The organism is Streptococcus parasanguinis (assembly GCF_047463195.1).
Lineage (GTDB): Bacteria > Bacillota > Bacilli > Lactobacillales > Streptococcaceae > Streptococcus > Streptococcus parasanguinis_R.
The window spans coordinates 169,807-192,739 of sequence record NZ_JASHEI010000004.1 but is presented as its reverse complement, the minus strand read 5'-3'; the positions used below and the strand labels follow the sequence as shown (position 1 = coordinate 192,739).

Sequence of the window (22,933 nt, the reverse complement as noted above, 5' to 3'; positions counted from 1 at the left end):
CGCTAAACAATTATAAGAGGCCACTATAAAAAAACAAACACCATCTCTGGTGTTTGTTTCATTTTATAAAGGAAGCACTAGCTTATTTTTTCTTTTTCTTCAAAATATAAGCTGCAATGCTTGCCAAGACAAAGGCTAAAACTAAGCTAATAATAGAGATGGTCGTACCTGTATTTGGTAAGAATCCTAAGATCTTGCCTGGTTTCTTTGGCTCAGGTTGGCTTGGTTTTTTCGGTTCAGGTTGACCCGGCTTTTTCGGTTCAGATGAACTTGGAGGAGTTGGTTGTTTTGGAGTTTCTTTTGGAACATGCTTGTTAGTAATCACAACATTTCCTTTACCATCCTCGTCGTTACGAGCTTCATAGCCCTTTGGAACACTGACTTCTCTCACTGTATAAGTGATGGTGTTTCCATTTGCTTTTTCATCTAAATCTGCAAAGGTATGGGTCCACTTGTTTTCAGCTGACAATTCTACTTCTTGACCGACTTTTTGATCACTGGCATAGAGTTGAACGCGAATACTCTTCGGACGAATTCCATCCTTGTCATTCTCATCATCCCACTTCTTAGTGACTGTGACGCTTGTCTTACCAGGTGCATGGGTATTGGTAATGGTATAAGCAGCCTGATCAATTGTAGTCGTATATTCAGCTACCTTCTCTTCTTGAAGGGTATAGACGATTTCTTTTCCATCCTTGAATTTTGGTAGACCTGTGAAGCTTTCTTTCCAATCTGTCGCATTGGTGAGTTCTTTTTGAGCAACTTTTTCACCATTGGCAAGAAGATTCACCACGATACTTGCTGGACGAAGACCATCTTGATTGTCTTGGTCATTCCAGATCTTAGTCACTGGAATATCGATCACCGCTGGCGTATGGGTATTGGTCAAGATCGTGTGAGCAGCATCAGAGGTATCAGCAGTGACTTGGTAGCCTTCAGGAACAGAGACTTCTTCCACACGGTAGCTGATAGCTTGACCAGCTTTCTTTTCGGCTAATTTACTAAAGGTATGAGTCCACTGATTGTCCGCTGACAACTCCACTGGATCTCCTACTTTTTCATCACCAGCATAGAGCTGAACCTTGATCGATTTTGGACGAAGACCATCTTGGTCATTGGCATCTTCCCATTTCTTCGTGACTTTCATCTCTGTAAGAGCTGGTTCATGCGTATTGGTCAAGACGACATTGGCCTTGTCCTTATCATTTACCGTCACCTTGTAACCATCTGGGACAGTCACTTCTTTCACCGTATAAGTGATGGCTTTTCCATCTGCCTTGGCATCAAGGTTTTCAAATGCACCTTTCCAGTCATTCGCTGCTGAGAGTTCTACCACTTGATCCGTCGCAAGTCCATCTTTGTATAACTGAACTTGAATGCTGGCTGGACGAAGGCCGTCTTGGTTGTCTCCATCTTCCCACTTCTTGCTCACTTCTACTTTGGTCTTTTCTGGTTCGTGCGTGTTGGTCACGACTACTTGACCTGGGTTGCTTGTTTCGACGGCTTGTGTGTAGCCTTCTGGAACATCAATTTCTTTGACTGTATAGTTGATAACTTGGCCAGCTTTTTTCTCGTCTAAGTTTGAGAAGGTATGGGTCCATTTGTTATCCGCTGACAATTCAACAGCCTTACCAACCTTTTGATCACCAGCATACAATTGAACCTTGATTGTTTTTGGACGAAGGCCATCTTGGTTATTGGCATCCTTCCAGTTTTTCGTAACAGTAAGGCTTGTCTTACCTGGTTTGTAAGTATTGGTAATCATAGTTCCATCAATCTTAGTGGTGTAATTGTCCACTTTGTCTTCCGTCACTGTGTAGACAACTTTTTGACCATCTTTATAGACGGGTAGGTCTGTGAAGGTATGAGTCCATTCATCTCCTTCACCAGTCAGATCAAGAGCTTGCACCTCTGTTCCATTTGCCAAGAGGTGAACTTTGATGGTAGATGGGCGAAGACCATCTTGGTTTTGTGCATCATCCCAGACTTTCTTGACTGTGATAGTCGTTGTTTCAGGAGTACGCTTGTTGGTGATGGTGGCTTTTCCATCTGTGAAGCTGGCTTCTTCTGTATCGACTGTATAATGAGTCGGAACTTTCACTTCTTTAACAGTGTAGGTATTGAGCTTGCCGTCACTGTCTTTATCTGGAAGATTCGTAAAGTGGGCTTTCCAGTCTGTTGCGGCTGAAACCGTGACTGGTTTTCCTTGAGCTTTGCCATTCTTGTAGAGTTGGAATTCCACACTTGCTGGTCGAAGCCCTTCTTGGTTGTCTTGGTCATCCCAAACTTTTGAAGCTTCAAGATCGATATACTTGATATCTGCTTCATTAGCGATCTCAACTGGGACTGCTTTTGATCCAACCGCTTTTCCATCCACCGTGACGTGGTAGATTTGTTTGTCCGCATCATAGGTGACAACCACAGCATGTTCTGTTTCATCCAACTTGTAGTTTTCAGGTGCTTTGGTTTCTTTGAGCGTATAGGTTCCTTCTGTTAAGGTGTTAAAGGAAAGTTCCCCTTTTTTATCAGAAGTTGCCGTCGCAACAACCGCACCATTTGCATCAGTTAAGGTAAATTCAGCACCTTCAAGGACTTTCTTCGGATCATCCTTGTCCACCTTCTTGACTTGGAAAGCAGCCGAGAAGATTTGTGCAGTGACGGTATTAGACTCACGATTTCCTTCATGACCTTTCGCCTTGTAACCAAACTGGTTATGAGCTTGAACAAGACCGGAACGACCGCCGTTGTCTTCATTATCTTTGGTGCGTTTTTGCATCAAGGCCTTGACTTCATCGGTCAATTCACTTGGATTCACGACTGGGACACCAAAGCTGGCTTCACCACGCGCAGGAATCGTAGTACCAGCATTTGCAACTAACTTGATTCCTGTTACTTGACTGTAATCAGACACAGCTGTCGTCCAGATATCCTTGTCAGCAGCCTGTGCCATGGTATCTGTCGTAACGCTTGTATCAGTTGTATAGTAGACCGTCCATCCTTCTGGAGCAGTTACTGGTCCACGAAGACTAACCGTATATTCTGTCATTCGACCAGATCCATCTAAAGTGTTGACATCTTTGACTTTTGGCAATATATCATAGATGACTCCATCTTCTACTGGTTTGTCAGTGTTATTTTTAATGGTCAGTTTATAGTTAAAGGTTTCACCTGGTTTGAAAGTACGTGTAACCGTAGAAGCATCTGAAAGGTCATCATTTTTAGCAATGTATTTCCGTGCATAGATTCCCTCAGCAGCCACAATTGTATAGTTTGATTGGGCATATGGAATCTTATCTGTTGTTGAACCATTCCCATTCAGATCGTAAACGTCTTCCGTTACCCGATCAGGGTTGGCATTTTCAAGATCGTGGATGCCGTTTCCAGCGACATAGACTTTATTTGTGAAGGTACCACCATCATCTTTCCCTTTCAGATCAGCCACGATAAACGGTAGACGCACGCGATTAAGATCTTTAAGAGAAGCTTTAATAAACTCTTTTTGATCCAAATGCATGATGAGAGCTGTCCGTCCAGAATTGTGGTAGTTTTCAATGACATCGTAGCTCTTTAAGAATTTCATACCTTTTTCATTAGAGGCAAGGTTTCTTTCAAAATCTTTATAGTCGACTTTAAGGGTATTTGGATCATACAGATCAATGATTCGCAGGTCTCCATAATCCTTATCAGGATCCAAGACCACTTTGGTTGCCATCAAACCAAAACGAATATTTTGTCCATCAGTATAACGAACATTATTATAATCCGTCGTTTTTGAAATCTCAAAGCTTTCCTTCAAAGGAATCAGCTTAAAGGTCCAATTTGATGTTTGGTCTTTTGCAACATTTGATTGTGTTTGATAAGTGACACGACCCGTATTCTTGAATTCATTCTTGGTCGCATCATTTTCATCGTAACGAGTCTTTTCTGGATCTTTGAAGCTTGTATAGGTATTGAGGCGAATTCCTTGACCAGATTGAAGGACAAAGTCATCCTTCATTTCCATCCGCCAACCGACAACTGTTCCATACTTGGTTAAATCGATCAAGCCATTGCCGTCTTTATCAGTTTCTGGCTGAATTTCTTTTTTACTACCATCGTCCAAAGTAAGGATCAAGCGTTTCACATATTTGCTAACAAACTCGCCATTTCCATAATTCCCTTGCATGAGACGAGCGTAATCAATTTTGGTAAATTTTAACCGAGAGTCCACTGTCTCATCATAGAAAACAAAATTCTTTTGTGGTGAAGGAGTTTTGTTATCAAAAGCGATGATCCACTTATAGTTTGCTGCTTTATATTCAGTTGAATCATAGACATCACCATCTGCTTTTTTGGCAAAACTTCCAGCCCCTTCCAGGTCACGAGAAGTCAAGCGGAAAATGAGAGAATCTTCAGCTGTAATATCTGGTTCTCCCTCTCCACGGTTAGCAGGGATCCCAACAACACTACCTGCATTTGTCAAATCCTTACTGAGAACATCCTTCAGCGTTTGATCCTTTTCTAATACCAAATCCGGGAATTTCAAGTAGAGGTAACTTGAATTCTTGATTTGAGTCATCAGATCTATGTGATACGTTGCTGGATTATCATTTGCTACGGCTGTAAATGTCTTCGAAACCGTTCCATCTCCATTGTCTACCCAACCTTCAGACTTAGCTGTATCTAGAACTGCTGTCCGGGTATTGCCATTTTTATCTGTATAGGTTGGCAACTTATCGGTAAGCGTTACTGATTCTAATTGACGATATTGTCCCCCATACTGTCCTTGCATTCCCTCCAATTGAAATGCAAATGGAACAGATGATGGGGTTTCAATATAATTTTTTCCGTCAGCCCCTTTGACAACACCAGGCATGGCTTCCGCATAGTCCTTGGACATGGCTTCGTTCAAGTTTTGGTTGATATACTTGGTTAAGCGATAGTCATTGTACTTGGGTTTCCAAATGATATCATTGAGTTTTGCTTCTTGACCATTGATATTCAAGGTACCCGTAATATCCAATGAATAATTGGTCGGTGCATAACCGACTTTAAATTTTCCAATAAATGGTAAAGTCAGGACCTCTGACTTTTGGTAATTGTTAAAGTGAAGTGTGACTTGATAATCATCTCCAACTTTTGTAACCGTTGGTTTGTCATGCTCTGAAGCACTATTGAAGTCAGGGAAACTAACTTCTCGTAAGTACTTTCCAGGAACCTTCAAGGTCACCGTTACTTCATTAATATCCGTTGTCAAATTCTTAGGGGTGATCTGGATATAACCAGACATGGTATCCCCTGTGTAATAGGACATCCCATCTGGATGGTTCTGTTTATCCCCATACATAAGGGCAACATCCAAGGCCCCATTATCCCCGACTGCTAGCTCATTGGCAAAGGCTGTGATCGCCCCTTGGCCAAGCTGGCCTAGCATCATGAAAATTGTTAAAATGGCAAAACCTTTTTTCAAAAAGTCTTTCCATAATGAACGAAGCTTTTTCATGTCTTATCTCCTTTACTTTTGTTAGCCTTCCAAAAGGCCCTCCCTTTAATTTTATCACTTATTTTTTAAAATATCCTTTGCTTTTCAAATTAAATCATCACTATTCAATAATATAGACATTATTTACAATGATGTCTATATTATAAATCACTATCTGGTACTGATTTCCCCTTTCTTATATCCAAGGGCAAGAAAATAAAACATTTATAAACAAGGAGGAGCAGTCTGCCAATTCTTATTCTTCCTTGATTTTCTTCATACAAAAAAACTCAAACACATCTGCTTGAGTTTTGTACACCCTACTATTGGTTGATTATTTTATCTAACTCTTCACCATTTGAAGGAATCTTTTGTTTTTCCCTTCTCTCTCGTACCCACAGCATAGCTAGTCCAAAAAGGTGACTACCAAACAAGGCAGTCACAAAAATCAGCTTGCCCCTGTCTGGATAAGAGAGAGGGAGGCTGCTAAAGCCATAGCGAGCCCACTCGATAAAGATCGGATGCGAAAAGTAAAGAGCTATACTCATTTGCTTTAAATACTGTAAATCATAGCTTTTCAAAAAGGACGATTGCAGGCAGGCATTGACAAAATAAACGGTCACAAAAGGAAGAAGAAAGAAAAAGTTCTTATCAATTCCTTCGTGTTGAAAAATAATGATGCCTTCCATACAGAACAACCCAAAGGCAAGAGCTAGCTTTTGCCAACGGTGAATTCTAAAAGTTTGTGCATGAAAATGATCATACAGATAGTAACCCATATAGATAAAAATGGGCGTGTAAAAGAGACCATTTCGCGCTGTAAAAAATAAATTGCTGTAGAGCTGGTAACCTTTGAGAAGACTTGTGGTGTCCAGATAAGCCGAATAGGTCTCGATCAAGCCCCAGCAGTAAAGAAGAAAGGTGATCAACCCCGTCCAAACCATACCTAGGTGTTTGACCAATTGATTGACCAAAAACAAACCCAGCAAAAAGGCCGGGATATACCAGAGTTGGTAGCACATTCCCAGATAGATCAGTGCGATGAGAACACCTGCTGGAAAAAGATAGATAGGAAGATGGAGACTAGAGAAAAAGAGCCAGGCATAAGGAAGGTAAACAAAACTCCAAAACAAATAGGTTTTTACGATTTTGACCAGATAGGCCTTCATTTTCTGAGAATTCCCTAGGGATTGCTTGAGGAAAAAGCTGGCACAGACGATAAAAAATGGCACCGCTAGCCGGCCGAGCATACTCTTAAGACCAAAATGCAGTGGCTCATAGGAGGTCAAGCGACCACTATGCACCAAAATCACTGCAATCGCAAAGAGGTATTGAAAAAAGCTGATACTAGAGGTGTTATAGAGGGGATTCTTTTGCATAGTCCTACTCCTTGCCCAAAGCAGTTTCTATGGTTATTTTAGCATGAAAGGGAAGGCCAAGCAAGGAATCTTACATCCTTATCTACCTTTTTTCCTCTATTTTTGATATACTCAAAGCATGCATAAACAAACCATCATTGATTTTAAAGAGCTTGGTTTACGCCACCTTTTCACCAAGCCCATAAAGGAATTAAAAACTAGAAACCTCGACCAGGTAGAGGTTCTTCTTAAAGAAGTCGAAGCCTACCAAGAGAAAGGCTTTTATGCAGTCGGCTATGTCAGCTATGAGGCTGCTCCTGCTTTTGAGAAGAAGTTTGCTGTCCATCCAGCACCTCTCATGGGAGAGTATCTCCTCTATTTTACGATCCACGAGGATGTCGAAACCCTTCCTTTTCCAGAGGACTATGAAGCTGTGGATCTTCCAGCCAATTGGAAGGAAGAGGTAGAGGCACCTGCTTATCAAGAAGCCATCGAGACCATCCATCACCATATCCGCCAGGGAAATACCTACCAGGTCAACTACACCGTCCAGCTTTCTCAAGAGCTAAAGTCTGACCCTTTGGCTATCTACAACCGCTTAGTGGTTGAGCAGAAAGCCCATTACAATGCCTTCATCCAGCACGATGATGTCTCCATCCTCTCCATCAGTCCTGAGCTCTTTTTTGAGCAAGACGACCGGCTACTGACCACGCGCCCGATGAAGGGAACGACGGGCCGTGGTCTCACTAACCAAGAGGATCTTCAAGAGGCTGCTTGGCTAAAAGCTGATCCCAAAAATCGAGCAGAAAACATGATGATTGTGGATCTCCTCCGCAATGACATGAACCGGATTTCGGAGATTGGAAGTGAGCAGGTGACCCGCCTTTGCCAAGTCGAGCAATACTCCACTGTTTGGCAGATGACCTCGACCATTGAAAGTCGCTTACAAGCTGAGGTCGACCTGGTCCAAACCTTCCGAGCTCTCTTTCCTTGTGGCTCGATTACAGGAGCACCGAAGATCTCCACTATGGAAATCATCCAAAAGACGGAGAAGGCTCCTCGAGGTGTCTACTGTGGAACGATCGGCATCCTTCTTCCAAGAGGAAAACGGATTTTTAATGTAGCCATCCGGACCCTTCAAATGCAGGGAGATCAAGCCATCTATGGCGTGGGAGGAGGCATCACTTGGGACAGCAAATGGGAAAGTGAATACCAGGAAACCAAGCAAAAATCGGCTGTCCTTTACCGGCAAGAGCCTCGCTTTGAGCTTTTGACAACTGGCCGCATCCACCAAGGAGAGTTGACTTTCCTCGACCAACATGTAACACGCTTGAGAGAAGCTAGTCGCTACTTTGCCTATCCTTATGATGAGTCGAAGCTCCTGAAAGAACTTCAAGAAGAACTCGCTCATTTAGATCTCAACCTTGACTATCGTTGTCGGATTGCCTTGCAAAAAAACGGGACCTTCCACCTAGAGATCACGGAGCTGACCGACTTGCCCGCTAGCTATCTACAGGCCCAACTGACAGAGCAGAAGCTTGATTTAGCGACGCCATTTACTTATTTCAAAACGAGTCAGAGAGACCATCTCAACCAGTCAGATCACGAGCAAATTTTCCATCTGCCAGACGGAACCTTGCTAGAGACGACGATTGGCAATCTGGTGCTGGAGATAGGGGGACAACTCTATACCCCACCAGCTCACCTCCCCTTACTCGATGGCATTTATCGGCGCCATCTTCTTGAGACCCAGCAGGTTGAAGAAAAACTCTTGACTCTGAACGATTTAACAGACGCTGATCGTATTTATGCCTGCAATGCTCTTCGTGGTCTCTACGAACTCGATTTTCAAAGAAAGGATTCCTGATGAAACTAATTTTTTTACATGGACTAGGGCAAGATGTCCTCTCTTGGCAAGGAGTCCAATTTGCACTTTCACCCTTGCACTCCAAAACTTTTGATATTTTCTCCCAGCCAAAAGAAAGCTATCAGGAAGTCAAAGAAAGGTTGATGGAGCGCCTCCAGCAAGAAAGCGAACCCTTTATTCTGGTAGGACTCTCACTAGGTGGCGTGCTCGCTCTGGATCTCTCCAGACAAGACTTCCCGCAACTCAAGGGCTTGGTCCTTGCAGGAACTCAATACAAACTCAACACCAACCCCCTCTATCGGCTCCAGATCCTTCTCTTTCGTCTACTTCCCAAGCATGTCTTTGAAAAACAAGATGCCAATAAACAACAGATGCTTCAAATTTTGACCGAATTAAAAGGGCTCAATTTAACCGATACCGTTAAAGCTTGCTCTCTCCCTAGCTTGGTTATTTGTGGCAGCAAAGATTGGGCCAATCAATCTTCTTCTAAAAAATTGGCCAAGCTCCTGCCAAAAGGCCGCTATCAAGAAATCGCAGACGGAGGTCATCTACTCAATACCGAGAAACCCTATGAACTGGCCCAAGCCATCAAGGAGTTTGTCGCTGGGTTTTAAAATGAAGAGGCTGGGACAAAAGTCCTAGCCTCTCAATTATTTTTGGATTGTCGAGCAAGACGCAGTGGTTGAGTGGGCTCTACTATGCTGATTTCATCAGCTTTTACAGCCCTACTCAACTGTGCGGAGGTGGGACGACGAAATCGAATTCTAACGAATTACCGATTTCTGTCCCACTCTCTTTTTTTAGAAATATTTGAGAATTGCTTGATAGTTATTTGAAAAGCAAGCTGTATACTAAGAGTGTAAAGAAAACAACTAGTCATTTGGACGAAGGAGAAAACCATGGAAAAAGTATTAGAAATTTCCCATTTGAGTAAAAAATTTGGTCATCAATACGCCTTAAATGATGTGAATCTCACCATTCGCAAAGGCGACGTCTACGGCCTGATCGGCAAAAATGGTGCAGGGAAAACCACCCTCATCAAGGTCATCACCCAGCTGATTCAAGAAACTGATGGAAGCGTCTCTCTCTTTGCTTCTACAAATCGCTCCCAGTGGACCCAAGCGCTTAAACGGGTTGGATCCGTCATTGAGAGTCCCGTGGCCCATAAGCATATGACCGCTTATCAAAACCTGGTCTACTATTGCAAGGCTCGCCATATCCCCAATCCCGACCAGGTCATCAAAGAAACCCTGAACTATGTTGGCCTGAATAATACGGGTAAGAAGAAATTCCGTGACTTCTCACTAGGAATGAAACAACGGTTGGGAATTGCGATTGCTCTCATTGCTAAGCCAGATTTCCTTATTCTGGACGAACCCATCAATGGCCTTGATCCAGTCGGAATCAAGGAATTCCGTCAGATGATCAAACGCCTCAATGATGAACTCGGCATGACCATCCTCATTTCCAGTCACATCCTCTCCGAACTCTATCTGGTTGCCAATCGCTTTGGTATTGTCGACCAAGGACGCCTGATCAAAGAAATTAGCAAGGCTGAATTCGAAGAACAAGGAGAAGACTACATCATCCTCAAGACTAGCCAGCTAGCCCTTGCGAGTCAACTGATTCAGGATCAACTCCATCACCGCATCAAGGTCATCGATAAGGATGGAGAAATCCATATCTTCGGACAGACTCACGATATTAAAGTCATTGTCAAAGCCCTCGTTCAAGCAGATATTGACGTGGACGAAATCTACTATGCCCGCCAAGATCTGGAAAAATTCTTTACGGACTTGGTAGACTAGTCAAACCACCGTCTTGTTTTACTTATCCCACATATTTCATTTAGGAGATTTATCATGTTGCATACCATTCAAGCTGATTTTTACAGACTTTTTCGCTCCAAAGGTTTTTGGATTACAGAAGCCATTCTCGTTCTCAACATCCTGTCTGGAGTCATCTTTGGAGCTACCGGCCACGTCGGCGTCAATACGGAATCCAAATTACCCCAAGCGACCGAAGTTTGGACGGGCTTTAAAGCCTTGACCAACTACTCTTCCAGCATCAGTGTGACCATCCTATTTACCATTATTGTCATCACCTTGGTCCTGGGAACAGACTTAACACAAAACTTATACAAAAATAGCCTGGCCTATGGCGTTTCGCGCACCAGCTACTACTTTGCCAAAAGTGCTGTTGTCCTAACCATTGCGCTCTTCCAATTTCTCGTTTCTTATGGTCTCGTCTTCTTGATCGCGACCCTCTACAATGGACTTGGCACCATGCCAGAACACTTCTTGGCTCATTTTGGACTGACCGTGCTGATTCAGTTCCTCTCCACCTTGGCTTGGGTCAGCATCATTTCCTTCCTCCTCTACGCTAGCCAATCCATCACCCTAGCCTTCGTTGGCTACTTCATTGGAAATATCCTCTTAAGCCTGCCTGCACTTTTCTTTAAAGATATTGACATTCTCCACTATCTAAACTTGGAATTCCAATATTCCATGGTCCAAAGTACGACAGCAACGAACAACACTCTCTCGATTGCCCTTGGATTCATCCTTGTTTTCGGCTTCCTAGGACTGGCTACTTTTAAACACAAAGATTTATAACAAAAAGGCTTGAGCAATGCTCAAGCCTTTTTTCTTAATGTAATGGTCAAAACAAACCAATCTGCCTCCGTTGCCAGTTGCAAGTCGCCCCCCAAGATCTCTACAAAATTTTGAATAATGTAGAGACCCAAGCCAGAAGACTCTTCTGTATCCGACAGATTTTCAGAGTAGAATCGACTAGCCAGTTGGTCTAAATGTTGGATCGGTTGTTGCACAATATTGCGCAGCTCTACCCGAATCGTGTCCGCGTCCGACATCAAGGTCAAACGCGCCTGCTCCTTTCCATGTTTGAGGACATTGCTGAGCATATTTTGCAAGAGGCGCTCCCAAAGCTCAGGATCCGTAGCATAATGAAGATGCTCTTCTAGCTCTACCTCTAAGGTAATCCCCGCCTCAGACAAGCTATCATAATACTGGAACAACTGCTGGGTTAAGACTTGACTGAGATTAACGTTTGAAATCCGAGGCTGAATAGCTCCCTCCATCAAGCGTCTGTATTCCAAGAGAGATTCCAAACGTTTTGAGACGACTTGAAGATTGGAAGCAATTTTCTTCAGCTTCTCCTCTTCCTGCGTCCCACCCTTAATGATTTGTTGGGTATAGCCCGACGCAATGGTCAAAGGTGTCCGAATATCGTGAGCAATATTACTGATGGCCATATCCAAGGTCTTTTTCTCTTGAAAGGCAATCCGATTGGTCCGCTCGATCTGATCAAAGAGATCACTGACCTGCTTGGTCAAGGCGACCAATTCTTTTTTTGAGAGCTGAGAGGTCAGCCGTACCCCACTTCCGCTTTGAAGTTTCTTTTGAATCTGCTCCCGCAAATCCTTTAAGGCAGAAAGCAAGCGAGCATAGCCCAAACCCAAGAAAAGGACAAGGACGACAAGAATTAGAACTAAAACCCACATTACTTGTCTCCTTTCAAGCGAACACCCAAGCCCCAGACCGTTTCAATATAGTCCTCATCTGGATCAAGCTGGGCAATTTTCTTTCGGAGATTGCTCAGTTGGGCATTGAGGGTATTGTCTCCAGGCAGATAGACTTCTTCCCAGACCGCTTCATACAACTCTTCTTTGGTAAAAATCTTCTTTGGATGCGCCAGCAAGGTCTCAAAAATTTGAAATTCTTTTTTGCCCAAGCGAAGCGTCTGTTCGCCAGACTCCAGTTCAAAGGTTTCTGGATTCAGGACCAGATTCTTAAAGGATAGCTTTTGCGACGCTTGAGCTTCCTGTGCCGGAGAGACGTGATTTCTCAGCTGCACCGTCACTCGAGCTGCTACTTCATCCAGATTAAAGGGTTTGACAATATAATCATTGGCACCTGCAAGGAGATACTGGCTAATGAGGTGTTTGTCTCCAAGAGCGGTCATCATGATGACTGGCACTTGACTCTGCAAACGGATCTCCTCCAGGACCTGATCGCCATTTTTCCCTGGAAGCATGATATCGAGAAGGACCAAATCAATGCTTTCTTGCTGGAAGAGCCGCAGCCCTTCTGTACCTGAAAAAGCCTGAAGGACCTCATAGTCTTCACTTAAGAGACTGTATAAAATTTCTTGGATATCATTATTATCCTCGATTAATAAAACTCGTGCCACTTGCCTCACTCCTTTTTCCTTTGAACTCCAAATCATTTCTATTCCTCTAGCCTATCAAATAAAGGGACCTTCGTCAATGAAAATCTGATAAAATCCTATAGTCCCCCTGCAAATCTGCATGTTAGGTCATCACAAGATGAACTTGACTATCCTTTCTTTCAAAAGGTATAATAGGACCAATGACACAATAGGGAGACTCATCTATGAAAAATAATGCCAAAACTAAAATCAGCCTTGTATCCATTCTCGTCATCCTGGGGGTTGCTGCAAGAATGATGTGAGTCATCCACCGCCAGCAAATCAGGGAGCAAAACAGACAAACCATACAAACGAATAAAAAGGTTGCAGAGTTTCAGAAAACACTAGACGAGGAAGAAACGAAGAAACGCAACGAAACCTTCAACAAGATTTATAATGAATCCCTTGTTCGGAATAAGTTTGAGAATTGGCAAAAAGTCGATGAACTTCATGGTTTGGGACAAAGAACTGGGCAATTTTATATCTATAACTTTGAAAAAAAAGAAGAGATTCTCTTAGAGAATACTGATCAAGCATTTGTTCTACCTATTCGAGACAAGAGTGATAACGTCACATTTCAGGCTATCTTTGCCCACAAGGACGGTCAGTGGCACATCATGAAACCAGACGGAAGTTCGCAGTTGCAGCTAGGAGAAGCCAACATTTCCGCTGAATCTAAGTTTGTCATCGAAAACAATGTCTTAGACTACGACCAGTAAATCCGTAATGACTTGGCTAAACTACATACAAAAAGCTTAGGACCCCAACTTGTGGTTGGGATTCTAAGCTTTTTCGTTTATAGGAGAGAGTTGGCGAGCAAGTACCGAAAACTTTTATTTAACAGAAGCCCCATTGGTCGCAATGACTTCTTTGTACCAATAGAAGGATTTCTTACGTGAGCGGGCCAAGCTTCCCTTGCCTTCGTTGTCCCGGTCGACATAGATAAAACCGTAGCGTTTCTTCATTTCTCCAGTCCCAGCAGAGACCAGGTCAATACAGCCCCAAGTCGTATAGCCCCAGAGGACAACACCATCTTCGTTGATGGCCTCCCGCATGGCCTTGACATGGGCAGCCAGGTAGTCAATCCGGTAATCATCAGCTACATAGCCATTTTCATCTGGAGTATCCACTGCACCAAGTCCATTTTCCACGATAAACATCGGCTTTTGATAACGATCCCAGATGGTATTGAGGGTAATGCGGAGACCAAGAGGGTCAATCTGCCACCCCCATTCCGAGCTTTCTAGGTAGGGGTTCTTCAGAGAGGCAAAGATATTGCCCGCTGTTTTCTCCCTTTCAGCTGGATCACCTGAAGCGACCCGACTAGCATAGTAGGAGAAGGAAATAAAGTCCACCGTATGCTCTTTCAATAATTGAAGGTCCTGCTCGGTCATCTCAACCGTAATTCCCTGACGCTCCCACTCTTTCTTAGCATAGTTTGGGTATTCCCCACGCGCCTGCACATCGATAAAGAAATAGTTCTTGCGGTCTTCTTCTAGACCAGCCCAGACATCTCTCGGAGCACAGGTATGCGGATAGTTTTGCCCTGCCGCCAGCATACAGCCCACCTTATTGTTAGGATCAATCTCATGGGCAAGTTTGGTAGCAATGGCTGAAGCGACCAATTCATGGTGAGCTGCCTGGTATTTGACCTGCTCCTCATTCTCCCCTTCTTCAAAGCAAAGGCCCGCTCCCATAAAAGGCGCATGGAGGATCATATTGATCTCATTAAAGGTCAGCCAGTAGTTGACCAAGCCTTTGTAACGAGTGAAGAGCGTTCGGCAGAGGCGTTCGTAGTATTCCAACAGCTTGCGACTACGCCAGCCACCATACTCAGTAATCAAATGCATGGGACAGTCAAAGTGGGTAATGGTCACCAAGGGTTCAATGCCGTACTTGTGGCACTCCTTAAAGAGATCTTCATAAAATTGGAGACCCGCTTCGTTTGGCTCCAGTTCATCCCCTTTTGGGAAGATCCGAGAGCAGGCAATGGACAAGCGATAGGTTTTAAAGCCCATTTCCCCAAAGAGAGCAATGTCTTCCTTGTAGCGATGGTACATATCAATGCCATCCTTAGCCGGATAAAAATAGCCCTCTTCAAAGTCGAACATCTTTCTCTGACCCGTAATAATGGCGGGCCGATCAGGCCCAATCGGCACTACATCCACATTAGCCAAGCCACGGCCGTCTTCATTATAAGCTCCCTCACACTGGTTAGCAGCCGTCGCCCCACCCCAAAGGAAACCATCTGGAAATTGAAGTTTATCGGTCATCTCTCTACCTCACTTGATTTGATAGTTCTATTATACCCTTCTCTTTCCAAAAAATCCTACAAGATCCTATGAAAAACTGATACTATTTTAAGGTAACTCCTACACTTGGGAACATAAAAAGACCGGATTGCTCCGATCTGTTTATATTCCACTCCAAGAACGTTTAAATTTTTTGATAATAGAATTACCTACTTCATACGATAAAAATCAAGCACTAGACCAGCTGGGCCTTTAACTAGCAGGCTTTCGGTTCCCCAATCGGTTACAACTGGACCGTTTAAAACCTGGATACCAAGATCTTTCAACCGTTTGTAGCTCTGCTCTACATCCTCAACCTCGATATGAAGAATGATTCCTGACTGAAAGTTTTCCAAAGGAATCAAATGGTTTTGGGATAACATGAGACAGTGACTGCCAATCGTGAACTGAGCAAAATTTTGGTCAACATAGTCCGCCTTTTTGTCCAAGATACGTTCCAAGCTAGCACAGACTTGAGGAACATTTGAAACGATGATATCTAACTGATTTAAATTCATTTACTATCCTCCATAAAAAGACCGGATTGCTCCGATCTTTTAAGTTTCTCTCTACAAAATCAAAGAATATAATCTACAATATTTACATTTGATTTTCGACGAGCAGGATTATTTGATTGCGCGTGATTGCAACCCTTCTTCTTCCAAGAAGAGACGGAATGGTACGAGTTCTTCTGCTTCGTATTTTTCCTTGAAGGCTTTGATGGCTTCTTCTGAGTGTTGTTTTGGATCCAACTCAAGAACTTCTACTGGAAGTGGACGGTGTTGCGTGATGCGAGCATCGATGACAACTGTCTTACCTTCTTTGTTCAATTTAACAGCTTCAGCAACGACTGCGTCGATGTCTTCGATACGGTTTACAGTGAATCCTACAGCACCTTGAGCTTCAGCGATTTTCGCATAGTCAGCATTAGGGAAGTCACAACCAAACAAGTGTTTGTTTGTGTCTTCGTATTTGTCCTTGATGAAGGCATATTTACCATTTGAGAAGACAACGTTGATAACTGGAAGATCGTATTGAACGTTTGTGATAACGTCTGGGTAGCACATGTTGAATGCACCGTCACCCATGATGTTCCATACTTGGCGATCTGGATTGTCTTTCTTAGCAGCAATACCACCAGGAAGGGCGATCCCCATTGTCGCAAAGAGTGGAGATGTACGCCACATGTTCTTAGGTGTCATGTGAAGGTGACGAGTAGATGTTTGAGTAGTGTCACCGACGTCGATTGAGTAGATCGCATCTTCGTCAGCGTATTTGTTAATAGCATTGTAAACTTGATACAATTGCAATTCACCCTCAGTTTTACCTTCGAGTTTGTTCATGTAATCACGCCAGTTTTGGTTGTTCTTCACGTTTGCACGCCACCATGGAGTAGATTCAACTGGATTCACTTTATCAAGGATTGCTTTCGCTGCTTGACCTGCATCACCAAGAATTGAAGCGTCTAGGGCATGACGTTTACCAAGTTTGTAAGGGTCGATATCGACTTGGATGAATTTTTCAGTGTTCTTGAAGGCTTCGTAAACTTCAGCAAATGGGAAGTTTGAACCAAGGAAAAGAACAGTGTCTGCTTCAAAGACCACTTCGTTGGCTGGTTTCCAACCAACACGGTAAGCAGAACCTGTCAAACCTTCGTAGTTCCATTCGAAGGCCTCGAAGTTTTTACCAGTTGTGATGATTGGTGCTTTAATTTTACGAGACAATTCAGTGATCACATCACCCGCACCAACTCCACCGAAACCAGCGTAGATCACTGGGCGTTCAGCATTGTTCAAGATTTCAACAGCTTTATCGATTTCCACTTCGTTCAAGGCAGGAGCGATAAAGTGACGTTCATAAGAACCTGATCCGTAGTAAGAGTTTTCGTCGATTTCTTGGAAACCAAAGTTTACTGGAATTTCAACAACGGCTGGACCTTTTTTAGAAACGGCAGCACGGCAAGCTTCGTCGATTACTTTTGGTAATTGTTCTGCGTAAGCTACACGTTTGTTGTAAACAGCGATACCGTTGTACATTGGGTTTTGGTTCAATTCTTGGAAGGCATCCAAGTTCAATTCGTTAACTGGACGTGATCCAAGGATAGCAAGGAATGGAGTGTTATCCATAGCTGCATCGTAAACACCATTGATCAAGTGAGTCGCACCAGGTCCACCTGAACCAACTGCAACCCCGATAGAGCCACCAAATTTAGCTTGCATAACCGCTGCAAGAGCACCAGTTTCTTCGTGACGAACTTGCAAGAAACGGATATCTTTGTCTTCAGCCAAAGCGTCCATCAGTGAGCTAAGTGTTCCAGATGGGATACCGTAGATCGTATCTACGCCCCATGTTTTCAATACATTAAGCATTGCTGCAGATGCAGTAATTTTCCCTTGAGTCATTCTAACTCTCCTTTAATTCTATTTTGATCCCTTAAAATGCAGCATAGCGCTTCTACTTCATCTTTGCGATCATCTCGCCTTGAAAATGAGTTTTTTCTGACTTTTCTCATGAAAACGATTTACAAAACGATTACAGTATTAATTTATCACAAAGAGATTCACATGTATAAGGATCTGCTCAGAGATGCTCAATCCCTATTCCATAACAGATCCTCTTTTTGAGAAATTTTCACAAACTATCCTACAATAGGGTATTTTACTATAGTTTTATACCTATCCCTTTTCCTTGTCGTTCTAGGAAAAAGAGAAAAAGAGTGATACAGAATTCTGTACCACTTCTTATTTTCTTTAATCAATCTTCGCGACATTGAGGAGCAGAGAGCTAGTCAAAACAGACAAAGAACTAAGGGCCATGGCAAGACCTGCTAGTTCTGGATTGAGGGTCAATCCCAGTCCTACAAAGACTCCAGCAGCAATTGGAATTCCAAGGATATTGTAGATAGAGGCCCAGAATAGATTGAGCAAGATCCGGCGGAAGGTCTTTTGACTCATGTCAAAGGCGCGCACAACGCCAAGCAAATCATTTTGCGTGAGCACGATGCCACCGGACTCGATCGCAATATCCGTTCCAGATCCCATAGCGATCCCCACATCCGCGATCGAGAGAGCTGGAGCATCATTGATCCCATCTCCAACAAAGGCTACCTTACTACTTTCTTGCAGTTTTTGGATGGCGCTGGCTTTTTCTTGAGGAAGGACATCAGCAATCACGGTGTCAATTCCCACTTGCTTAGCAATAGCTTGGGCCACCCGTTCATTATCCCCTGTTAACATGACCGTTTTCAAGCCCCGTTCTTTGAGCTTTTTGATCGCTTCTTTTGAGCTGGCCTTCGGAGCATCTTGAATGGCAATCAAGCCAATCACTTGCCCATCCACAGACAAACTGATCACTGTTTTGGCCTGCTCTTGCAACTCTACCATCCGTTTTTCAAGCTCCGGATCCATCGCTGTCCCGTCATGAAGTTTGCCATTTCCCAAGGTCACCAACTGCTGGTCGATCTGACCTTGGACCCCTTTTCCTTCAATCGCTTGGAAGTTTTCCACAGGGGTTAGCACCAAACCTTTTTCTTCTGCTCGTGATAAAACCGCTTGCGCTAGGGGATGTTCTGAAAAAGTTTCAAGACTAGCAGCCAGTGTCAAGACACGCGCTTCATCTCCTACAACATCGGTTACAAGTGGTTGGCCAATGGTAATAGTCCCTGTCTTATCAAACACAACGGTTTGAATCTTTTGCACTTCTTGAAGAACTGTTCCATTTTTAATCAGAACCCCCATCTTGGCACTACGGCCGGTTCCGACCATCAGAGCTGTTGGGGTTGCTAAACCAAGGGCACAAGGACAGGCAATAATGAGGACAGAGACTGCGTAGAGCATGGCCTCTTGAAGCGACGCACCCAGAAGCACGGACCAAACCCAGAAAGTCGCAATGGCCAAAATCGTCACCACTGGAACAAAGATACCTGAAATCTTATCCGTCAAATCTTGAATAGGAGCACGACTGGATTGGGCCATTTTGACAAAGTCCACAATTTGAGATAAGAGGGTCTCACTACCGACTTTTTCAGCCTTAAAGAGAATGGTCCCATTGCTGTTGATAGTGGAGCCGATAACTGCATCACCAACTGATTTTTCCACAGGCAAGCTTTCACCTGTCACCATCGACTCATCAATGGTCGTACTTCCTTCTACAATCGTCCCATCAACCGCGATCTTTTCCCCAGGACGGACCCGAATCAAGTCATCAATTTGGATATCTTCTGCCGCCACCTCGACATAGTTCCCATCACGGAGAACTTGAGCCGTTTTTGCCTGCAAATCCAACAACTTTTCCACAGCCTCGGAGGCATTGTTACGCATCCGTTCCTCAAAGATTTGCCCTAAGAGGATAAAGAAGATGATAAAACCCGCAGCCTCAAAGTATACTGGCTGACCAGTAAAAAGGGCAAATACACTATAGACATAGGCTACCAGGGTTCCAAGAGCTACCAAGGTATCCATATTGGAATGGTGCTTCTTAAATGAGGCCCAGGCACTCTTGATAAACGGCACACCTGCCACTAGCATAATCGGCGTTGTCGCGATAAAGGTCCCCCAGTGACTAACTGGATGCGACACAAAACCTGCTACCATCCCAATCATCAAGATCAATAACGGCAAGGTGAAGATACTGGTGATCCAAAAACGATCCAGCAAACTCAAGACACGACGGCGTTTTTCCACAACCGTGTAGGAACCCTTTTGCATCTTCATTCCACAAGAGAACTCAAAGTCCCCTGTTTCTGTTGGGGTAAAGGAAATGACCTTATCCACACCAACTTCCAAAGGTTCTAAAATTCCCTGATCTTCAAACAAAATCTCCTTGTAACAGCCGGATGGATTGACCCGATGGAAGGTGATTTCAGCAGGAATCCCTTTTTGAAGTTGAAATTCTTTGGGACTATAGCCCTTCTCTGCTGTAATACGGATCTTTTGCACTCCGTTTTCCACAACTGCTTTTTGTTTTTCTGCCATACCTACTCCTTTATTCCACAATCATGTGACCATGCATCATGTTCATACCACATGAATACCCATATTCGCCCGCTTTTTCTGGCGTAATTTCAATGACATGTTTTTCACCCAAAGGCAAATCTTCATGCACCCCAAAGTCTGGAAAGACCACTTGGTCAAGACATGAAGAGGGATCCTTGCGGTTAAAGATGATCCGGGCTGGAACATTCTTTTTCAGGACAATGGTTTCAGGCGAATAGCCCCCCATGACTTCGACTTCAATTTCTTGATAACCTGATTTTTGACGAGCATGGTCACTCATCTTTTCATGTTCTGCAAAGAACCACCAAGCAATAAAGACAACCACAAGTAAACAAACAATACTAATCAATAATCCAAACATTGAATTTCCTTCTTTCTATTACATACAATTGCAAGGGACTGTTTCGACAGCCTCCGCTTTCTTATCTTCAAGGACCTGCTGCAGCTGATTAAGATCTGCTAGCGTAAAGTCACTCGCCTGAATCAAGTTTTCAAGCACCTGGACAATCCTTTTGGAGCAAACCTTGTCCTTCACATCCTCAACGACCAAGTCTAAACTCTGGTCCTGCGTCAACAGAGCCGAGTAGACAAAGGCTTTACCAGATTTTTCTCTAGTCAAGCACCCCTTTTCTACCAAGCGCATCAAGAGGGTCTTGATCGTCGACTTGGACCAGTCAAAGCGCTCGGACAAGACTGCGATCAAATCCGTGCTGGTCTGCTTGCCTTCCATCCAGATAATCTTCATGATACGCCATTCCGCATTGGAAATTTGCATGGCCTCTCCTTTCTAAATCTACATTTGTAAATCTTATGGTGTTATTCTACTCCTAAGATTTACATTTGTCAACCAAAAAGACAAAAAATTTTCCTCTTGGAAATAGAGGAAGGGTGACAATCTGTTTTTACAAAAAATCATCTAAGGAAATCTAAAAAGAAATAGAATTGATATCAATTATAAGAACCATTCAAATATTTCCTGAAACTTTCCGCCGTGAGAAAAGTGCTAGAAACACTATTGTTTCTAGCACTCGGGAGTTTTGGAACCTTAGGTCCAAAACTAAGTCATGGAACTTCAAAGAAGTTCGCTGACGTCCGTACTCACCTAAGGAAAGTTTTTAAGAAGACTTTATCTTCGATCTGAAATTTTTCTTTGAAGATTTGTCTGATTGGGCTTTTTTCGCTCCTATTTTTGTCTCTATAATGTCTCCTGCAGAGCTTGGGCTAGGATGCGGTAACCGGCTACATTTAAATGGAGGCCATCTGTCGTATAGGCTTCTGCCAACTGCCTCTTTTCATCCAATAAAGACGAATACACATCAATATAGCTGACCTGGTGGTAGGCCTGGGCCAATTCGCGATAGGCCTGGTTGAGGGCCTGAATTTTTTCATTGGTCCGCACATAGACCTTTTGTTTGTAGCGCTCTTCTTGACTCACCGGTAAAACCGAGATCAGGTTGATGTGGGTCAGCGGAAAGTCCCTCATAATTGCTTGTAAGACCGCTTCTACATTGTCTAAGGTTTCCTTTTGAGGAATTTCTTTTCCGATATCATTGGTCCCGATCAAGAGAAAGATCTGATCCACCGCCGTTCCAAAGACATGGGCGTCTAGATGTTTACGAAGAAGATCCGTCTTATAGCCTCGTACTCCTCGATTGACCATGTGTTTGGGACTTTGTAATAGTTCATGAATGGGGAAATACTCCACGATGGAGTCTCCGATAAAGATCAAACCAGGCTCCTTCAGAGGGGCTTGATTGAGCTCCCGATAGGTTGTTACGATCTTCTCCTGCTCCTTTAAGAGCCAGTCTTCTAACAGTTGTACCGCCATCTATTTCTCTCCCTTCACTTGTTCCCAGGGGGTCAATCCTAGATACTCTTCGATCACCTGGTAGACACCGCCTTCTTGATGGCTAGGCGCTAGATGATTGGCGACAGCTTTGACAGCTTCTTCTGCATTAGCCACAGCATAGGAGTGACCCGCCATTTCAAGCATTTCGATGTCGTTTCCGCTATCCCCAAAGGCCATGACCTGGCTGGCATCAAGCTGCCACATCTCCATTAATTGAGCCAGACCCCAAGCCTTGTGAATGCCTGCTTGTAAGAGATCCATGCTGCCAAAACCGCTCGAAACCGCCATCAGCTGATCTCCAAAAGCCCGCTGGACTTCTTGGCTCACTTGATCGAGACGATCTAAGCCAACCACCAAGCTCATTTTAAGCACCTGATCAAATAGATCTGCTGTCAATTCCGGAACAAACTTCATCCGCTTGTACAAGGCTTCAATCACTTCTGGCTGCATGAATTTCTCAACTTCTGTAAAGACCGTTCCTTCCTTGACAAAGCCACCATTGACAGCTGACACAACCAGCTGGTCTGAAATTTCCCGCCCCTTAAAATAAGCAAGAACCGCCTCTACTAGTTCTCGATCCCAGAATTTTCCTAGAATCATCTGATCATCTTCAAAAATCCGAGCTCCGTTGGCTACGACTAGAGTCACCCGTTTGACCAAAGGACCCAAGAGCTGGCGCATGCGATGGATTTCATTTCCCGTCGCAATGACAAAGCGAATCCCTTTTTGATCCAAGTGGTCCAAAAGCCTTTCCAGACGCGGAAGATCCACCTCTCCTCGCTCATCTAATAAGGTTCCATCCATATCTGTAGCAATCAACTTAATCATACAATCTAACCTTTTCCCTTTCAAAGGGTGTAAATTATCTGGTTCCATTATACCA

The 22,933-nt window shown here is 43.7% G+C and carries 17 protein-coding genes; 5 read left to right on the top strand and 12 right to left on the bottom strand.

Annotated features, from left to right (window positions below):
• Nucleotides 1-82: 82 nt before the first annotated feature.
• Nucleotides 83-5,482, bottom strand: a complete 5,400-nt coding sequence (locus QM870_RS05145) for a Cna B-type domain-containing protein (RefSeq protein ID WP_414368885.1) — start codon at nucleotides 5,480-5,482, stop codon at nucleotides 83-85.
• Between the two features lie 302 nt (nucleotides 5,483-5,784).
• Nucleotides 5,785-6,840, bottom strand: a complete 1,056-nt coding sequence (locus tag QM870_RS05140; protein WP_195623648.1) for an acyltransferase family protein — start codon at nucleotides 6,838-6,840, stop codon at nucleotides 5,785-5,787.
• Between the two features lie 118 nt (nucleotides 6,841-6,958).
• On the opposite strand from QM870_RS05140, the gene pabB reads away from it, so the two are divergent.
• The 4 genes from pabB (at nucleotide 6,959) to QM870_RS05120 (ending at nucleotide 11,301) form a co-directional block, all read left to right on the top strand.
• Nucleotides 6,959-8,686: an aminodeoxychorismate synthase component I gene (gene pabB, locus QM870_RS05135; protein WP_272144834.1), complete on the top strand. Its 1,728-nt coding sequence runs from the start codon at nucleotides 6,959-6,961 to the stop codon at nucleotides 8,684-8,686.
• Nucleotides 8,686-9,300 carry an alpha/beta fold hydrolase gene (locus QM870_RS05130; RefSeq protein WP_414368883.1) on the top strand — a complete coding sequence of 205 codons (615 nt, stop codon included), beginning with the start codon at nucleotides 8,686-8,688 and terminating at the stop codon, nucleotides 9,298-9,300. Before pabB ends, QM870_RS05130 begins: the two co-directional genes overlap by 1 nt.
• 285 nt (nucleotides 9,301-9,585) lie before the next feature.
• Complete coding sequence (locus tag QM870_RS05125) at nucleotides 9,586-10,494, top strand: ABC transporter ATP-binding protein (protein WP_070505273.1); 909 nt, start codon at nucleotides 9,586-9,588, stop codon at nucleotides 10,492-10,494.
• A gap of 54 nt (nucleotides 10,495-10,548) precedes the next feature.
• Nucleotides 10,549-11,301, top strand: a complete 753-nt coding sequence (locus tag QM870_RS05120) for an ABC transporter permease (protein WP_021153840.1) — start codon at nucleotides 10,549-10,551, stop codon at nucleotides 11,299-11,301.
• Between the two features lie 20 nt (nucleotides 11,302-11,321).
• On the opposite strand, the gene QM870_RS05115 is transcribed toward QM870_RS05120, so the two are convergent.
• Both QM870_RS05115 and QM870_RS05110 read right to left on the bottom strand, forming a co-directional pair.
• Nucleotides 11,322-12,209, bottom strand: coding sequence for a sensor histidine kinase (locus QM870_RS05115; RefSeq protein ID WP_223345295.1), 888 nt, complete (start codon nucleotides 12,207-12,209; stop codon nucleotides 11,322-11,324).
• Nucleotides 12,209-12,898 (bottom strand): response regulator transcription factor, encoded by a 690-nt coding sequence (locus QM870_RS05110; RefSeq protein ID WP_031574616.1) that lies wholly within the window; start codon nucleotides 12,896-12,898, stop codon nucleotides 12,209-12,211. The genes QM870_RS05115 and QM870_RS05110 overlap by 1 nt, the downstream gene beginning before the upstream one ends.
• A gap of 473 nt (nucleotides 12,899-13,371) precedes the next feature.
• Here QM870_RS05110 and QM870_RS05105 point away from each other — a divergent pair, with 473 nt between their 5' ends.
• The gene (locus QM870_RS05105) at nucleotides 13,372-13,635 is read left to right on the top strand and encodes a hypothetical protein (RefSeq protein WP_414368880.1); all 264 of its coding nucleotides are present in this window, start codon (nucleotides 13,372-13,374) and stop codon (nucleotides 13,633-13,635) included.
• A 114-nt stretch (nucleotides 13,636-13,749) separates the two neighbouring features.
• On the opposite strand, the gene QM870_RS05100 is transcribed toward QM870_RS05105, so the two are convergent.
• The 8 genes from QM870_RS05100 to QM870_RS05065 all read right to left on the bottom strand — a co-directional run bounded on the left by QM870_RS05100 (nucleotide 13,750) and on the right by QM870_RS05065 (nucleotide 22,878).
• A complete protein-coding gene (locus QM870_RS05100; protein ID WP_414368878.1) occupies nucleotides 13,750-15,189 on the bottom strand; it encodes a 6-phospho-beta-glucosidase in 1,440 nt (479 codons plus the stop codon).
• A 188-nt stretch (nucleotides 15,190-15,377) separates the two neighbouring features.
• Nucleotides 15,378-15,725, bottom strand: a complete 348-nt coding sequence (locus tag QM870_RS05095; protein ID WP_023919094.1) for a VOC family protein — start codon at nucleotides 15,723-15,725, stop codon at nucleotides 15,378-15,380.
• 108 nt (nucleotides 15,726-15,833) lie between these two features.
• Entirely contained in the window at nucleotides 15,834-17,609 is a 1,776-nt protein-coding gene (spxB, locus tag QM870_RS05090) for a pyruvate oxidase (RefSeq protein WP_223345297.1), read from the bottom strand.
• Nucleotides 17,610-17,957: 348 nt separating this feature from the next.
• Nucleotides 17,958-20,180, bottom strand: a complete 2,223-nt coding sequence (locus QM870_RS05085) for a heavy metal translocating P-type ATPase (protein ID WP_070665605.1) — start codon at nucleotides 20,178-20,180, stop codon at nucleotides 17,958-17,960.
• A gap of 10 nt (nucleotides 20,181-20,190) precedes the next feature.
• Nucleotides 20,191-20,562 carry a cupredoxin domain-containing protein gene (locus QM870_RS05080; protein ID WP_070675360.1) on the bottom strand — a complete coding sequence of 124 codons (372 nt, stop codon included), beginning with the start codon at nucleotides 20,560-20,562 and terminating at the stop codon, nucleotides 20,191-20,193.
• A gap of 18 nt (nucleotides 20,563-20,580) precedes the next feature.
• Complete coding sequence (locus QM870_RS05075) at nucleotides 20,581-20,976, bottom strand: CopY/TcrY family copper transport repressor (RefSeq protein WP_414368875.1); 396 nt, start codon at nucleotides 20,974-20,976, stop codon at nucleotides 20,581-20,583.
• A 420-nt stretch (nucleotides 20,977-21,396) separates the two neighbouring features.
• Entirely contained in the window at nucleotides 21,397-22,029 is a 633-nt protein-coding gene (locus QM870_RS05070; RefSeq protein ID WP_414368873.1) for an SGNH/GDSL hydrolase family protein, read from the bottom strand.
• Nucleotides 22,030-22,878, bottom strand: coding sequence for an HAD family hydrolase (locus QM870_RS05065; RefSeq protein ID WP_257738890.1), 849 nt, complete (start codon nucleotides 22,876-22,878; stop codon nucleotides 22,030-22,032).
• Nucleotides 22,879-22,933: the final 55 nt, after the last annotated feature.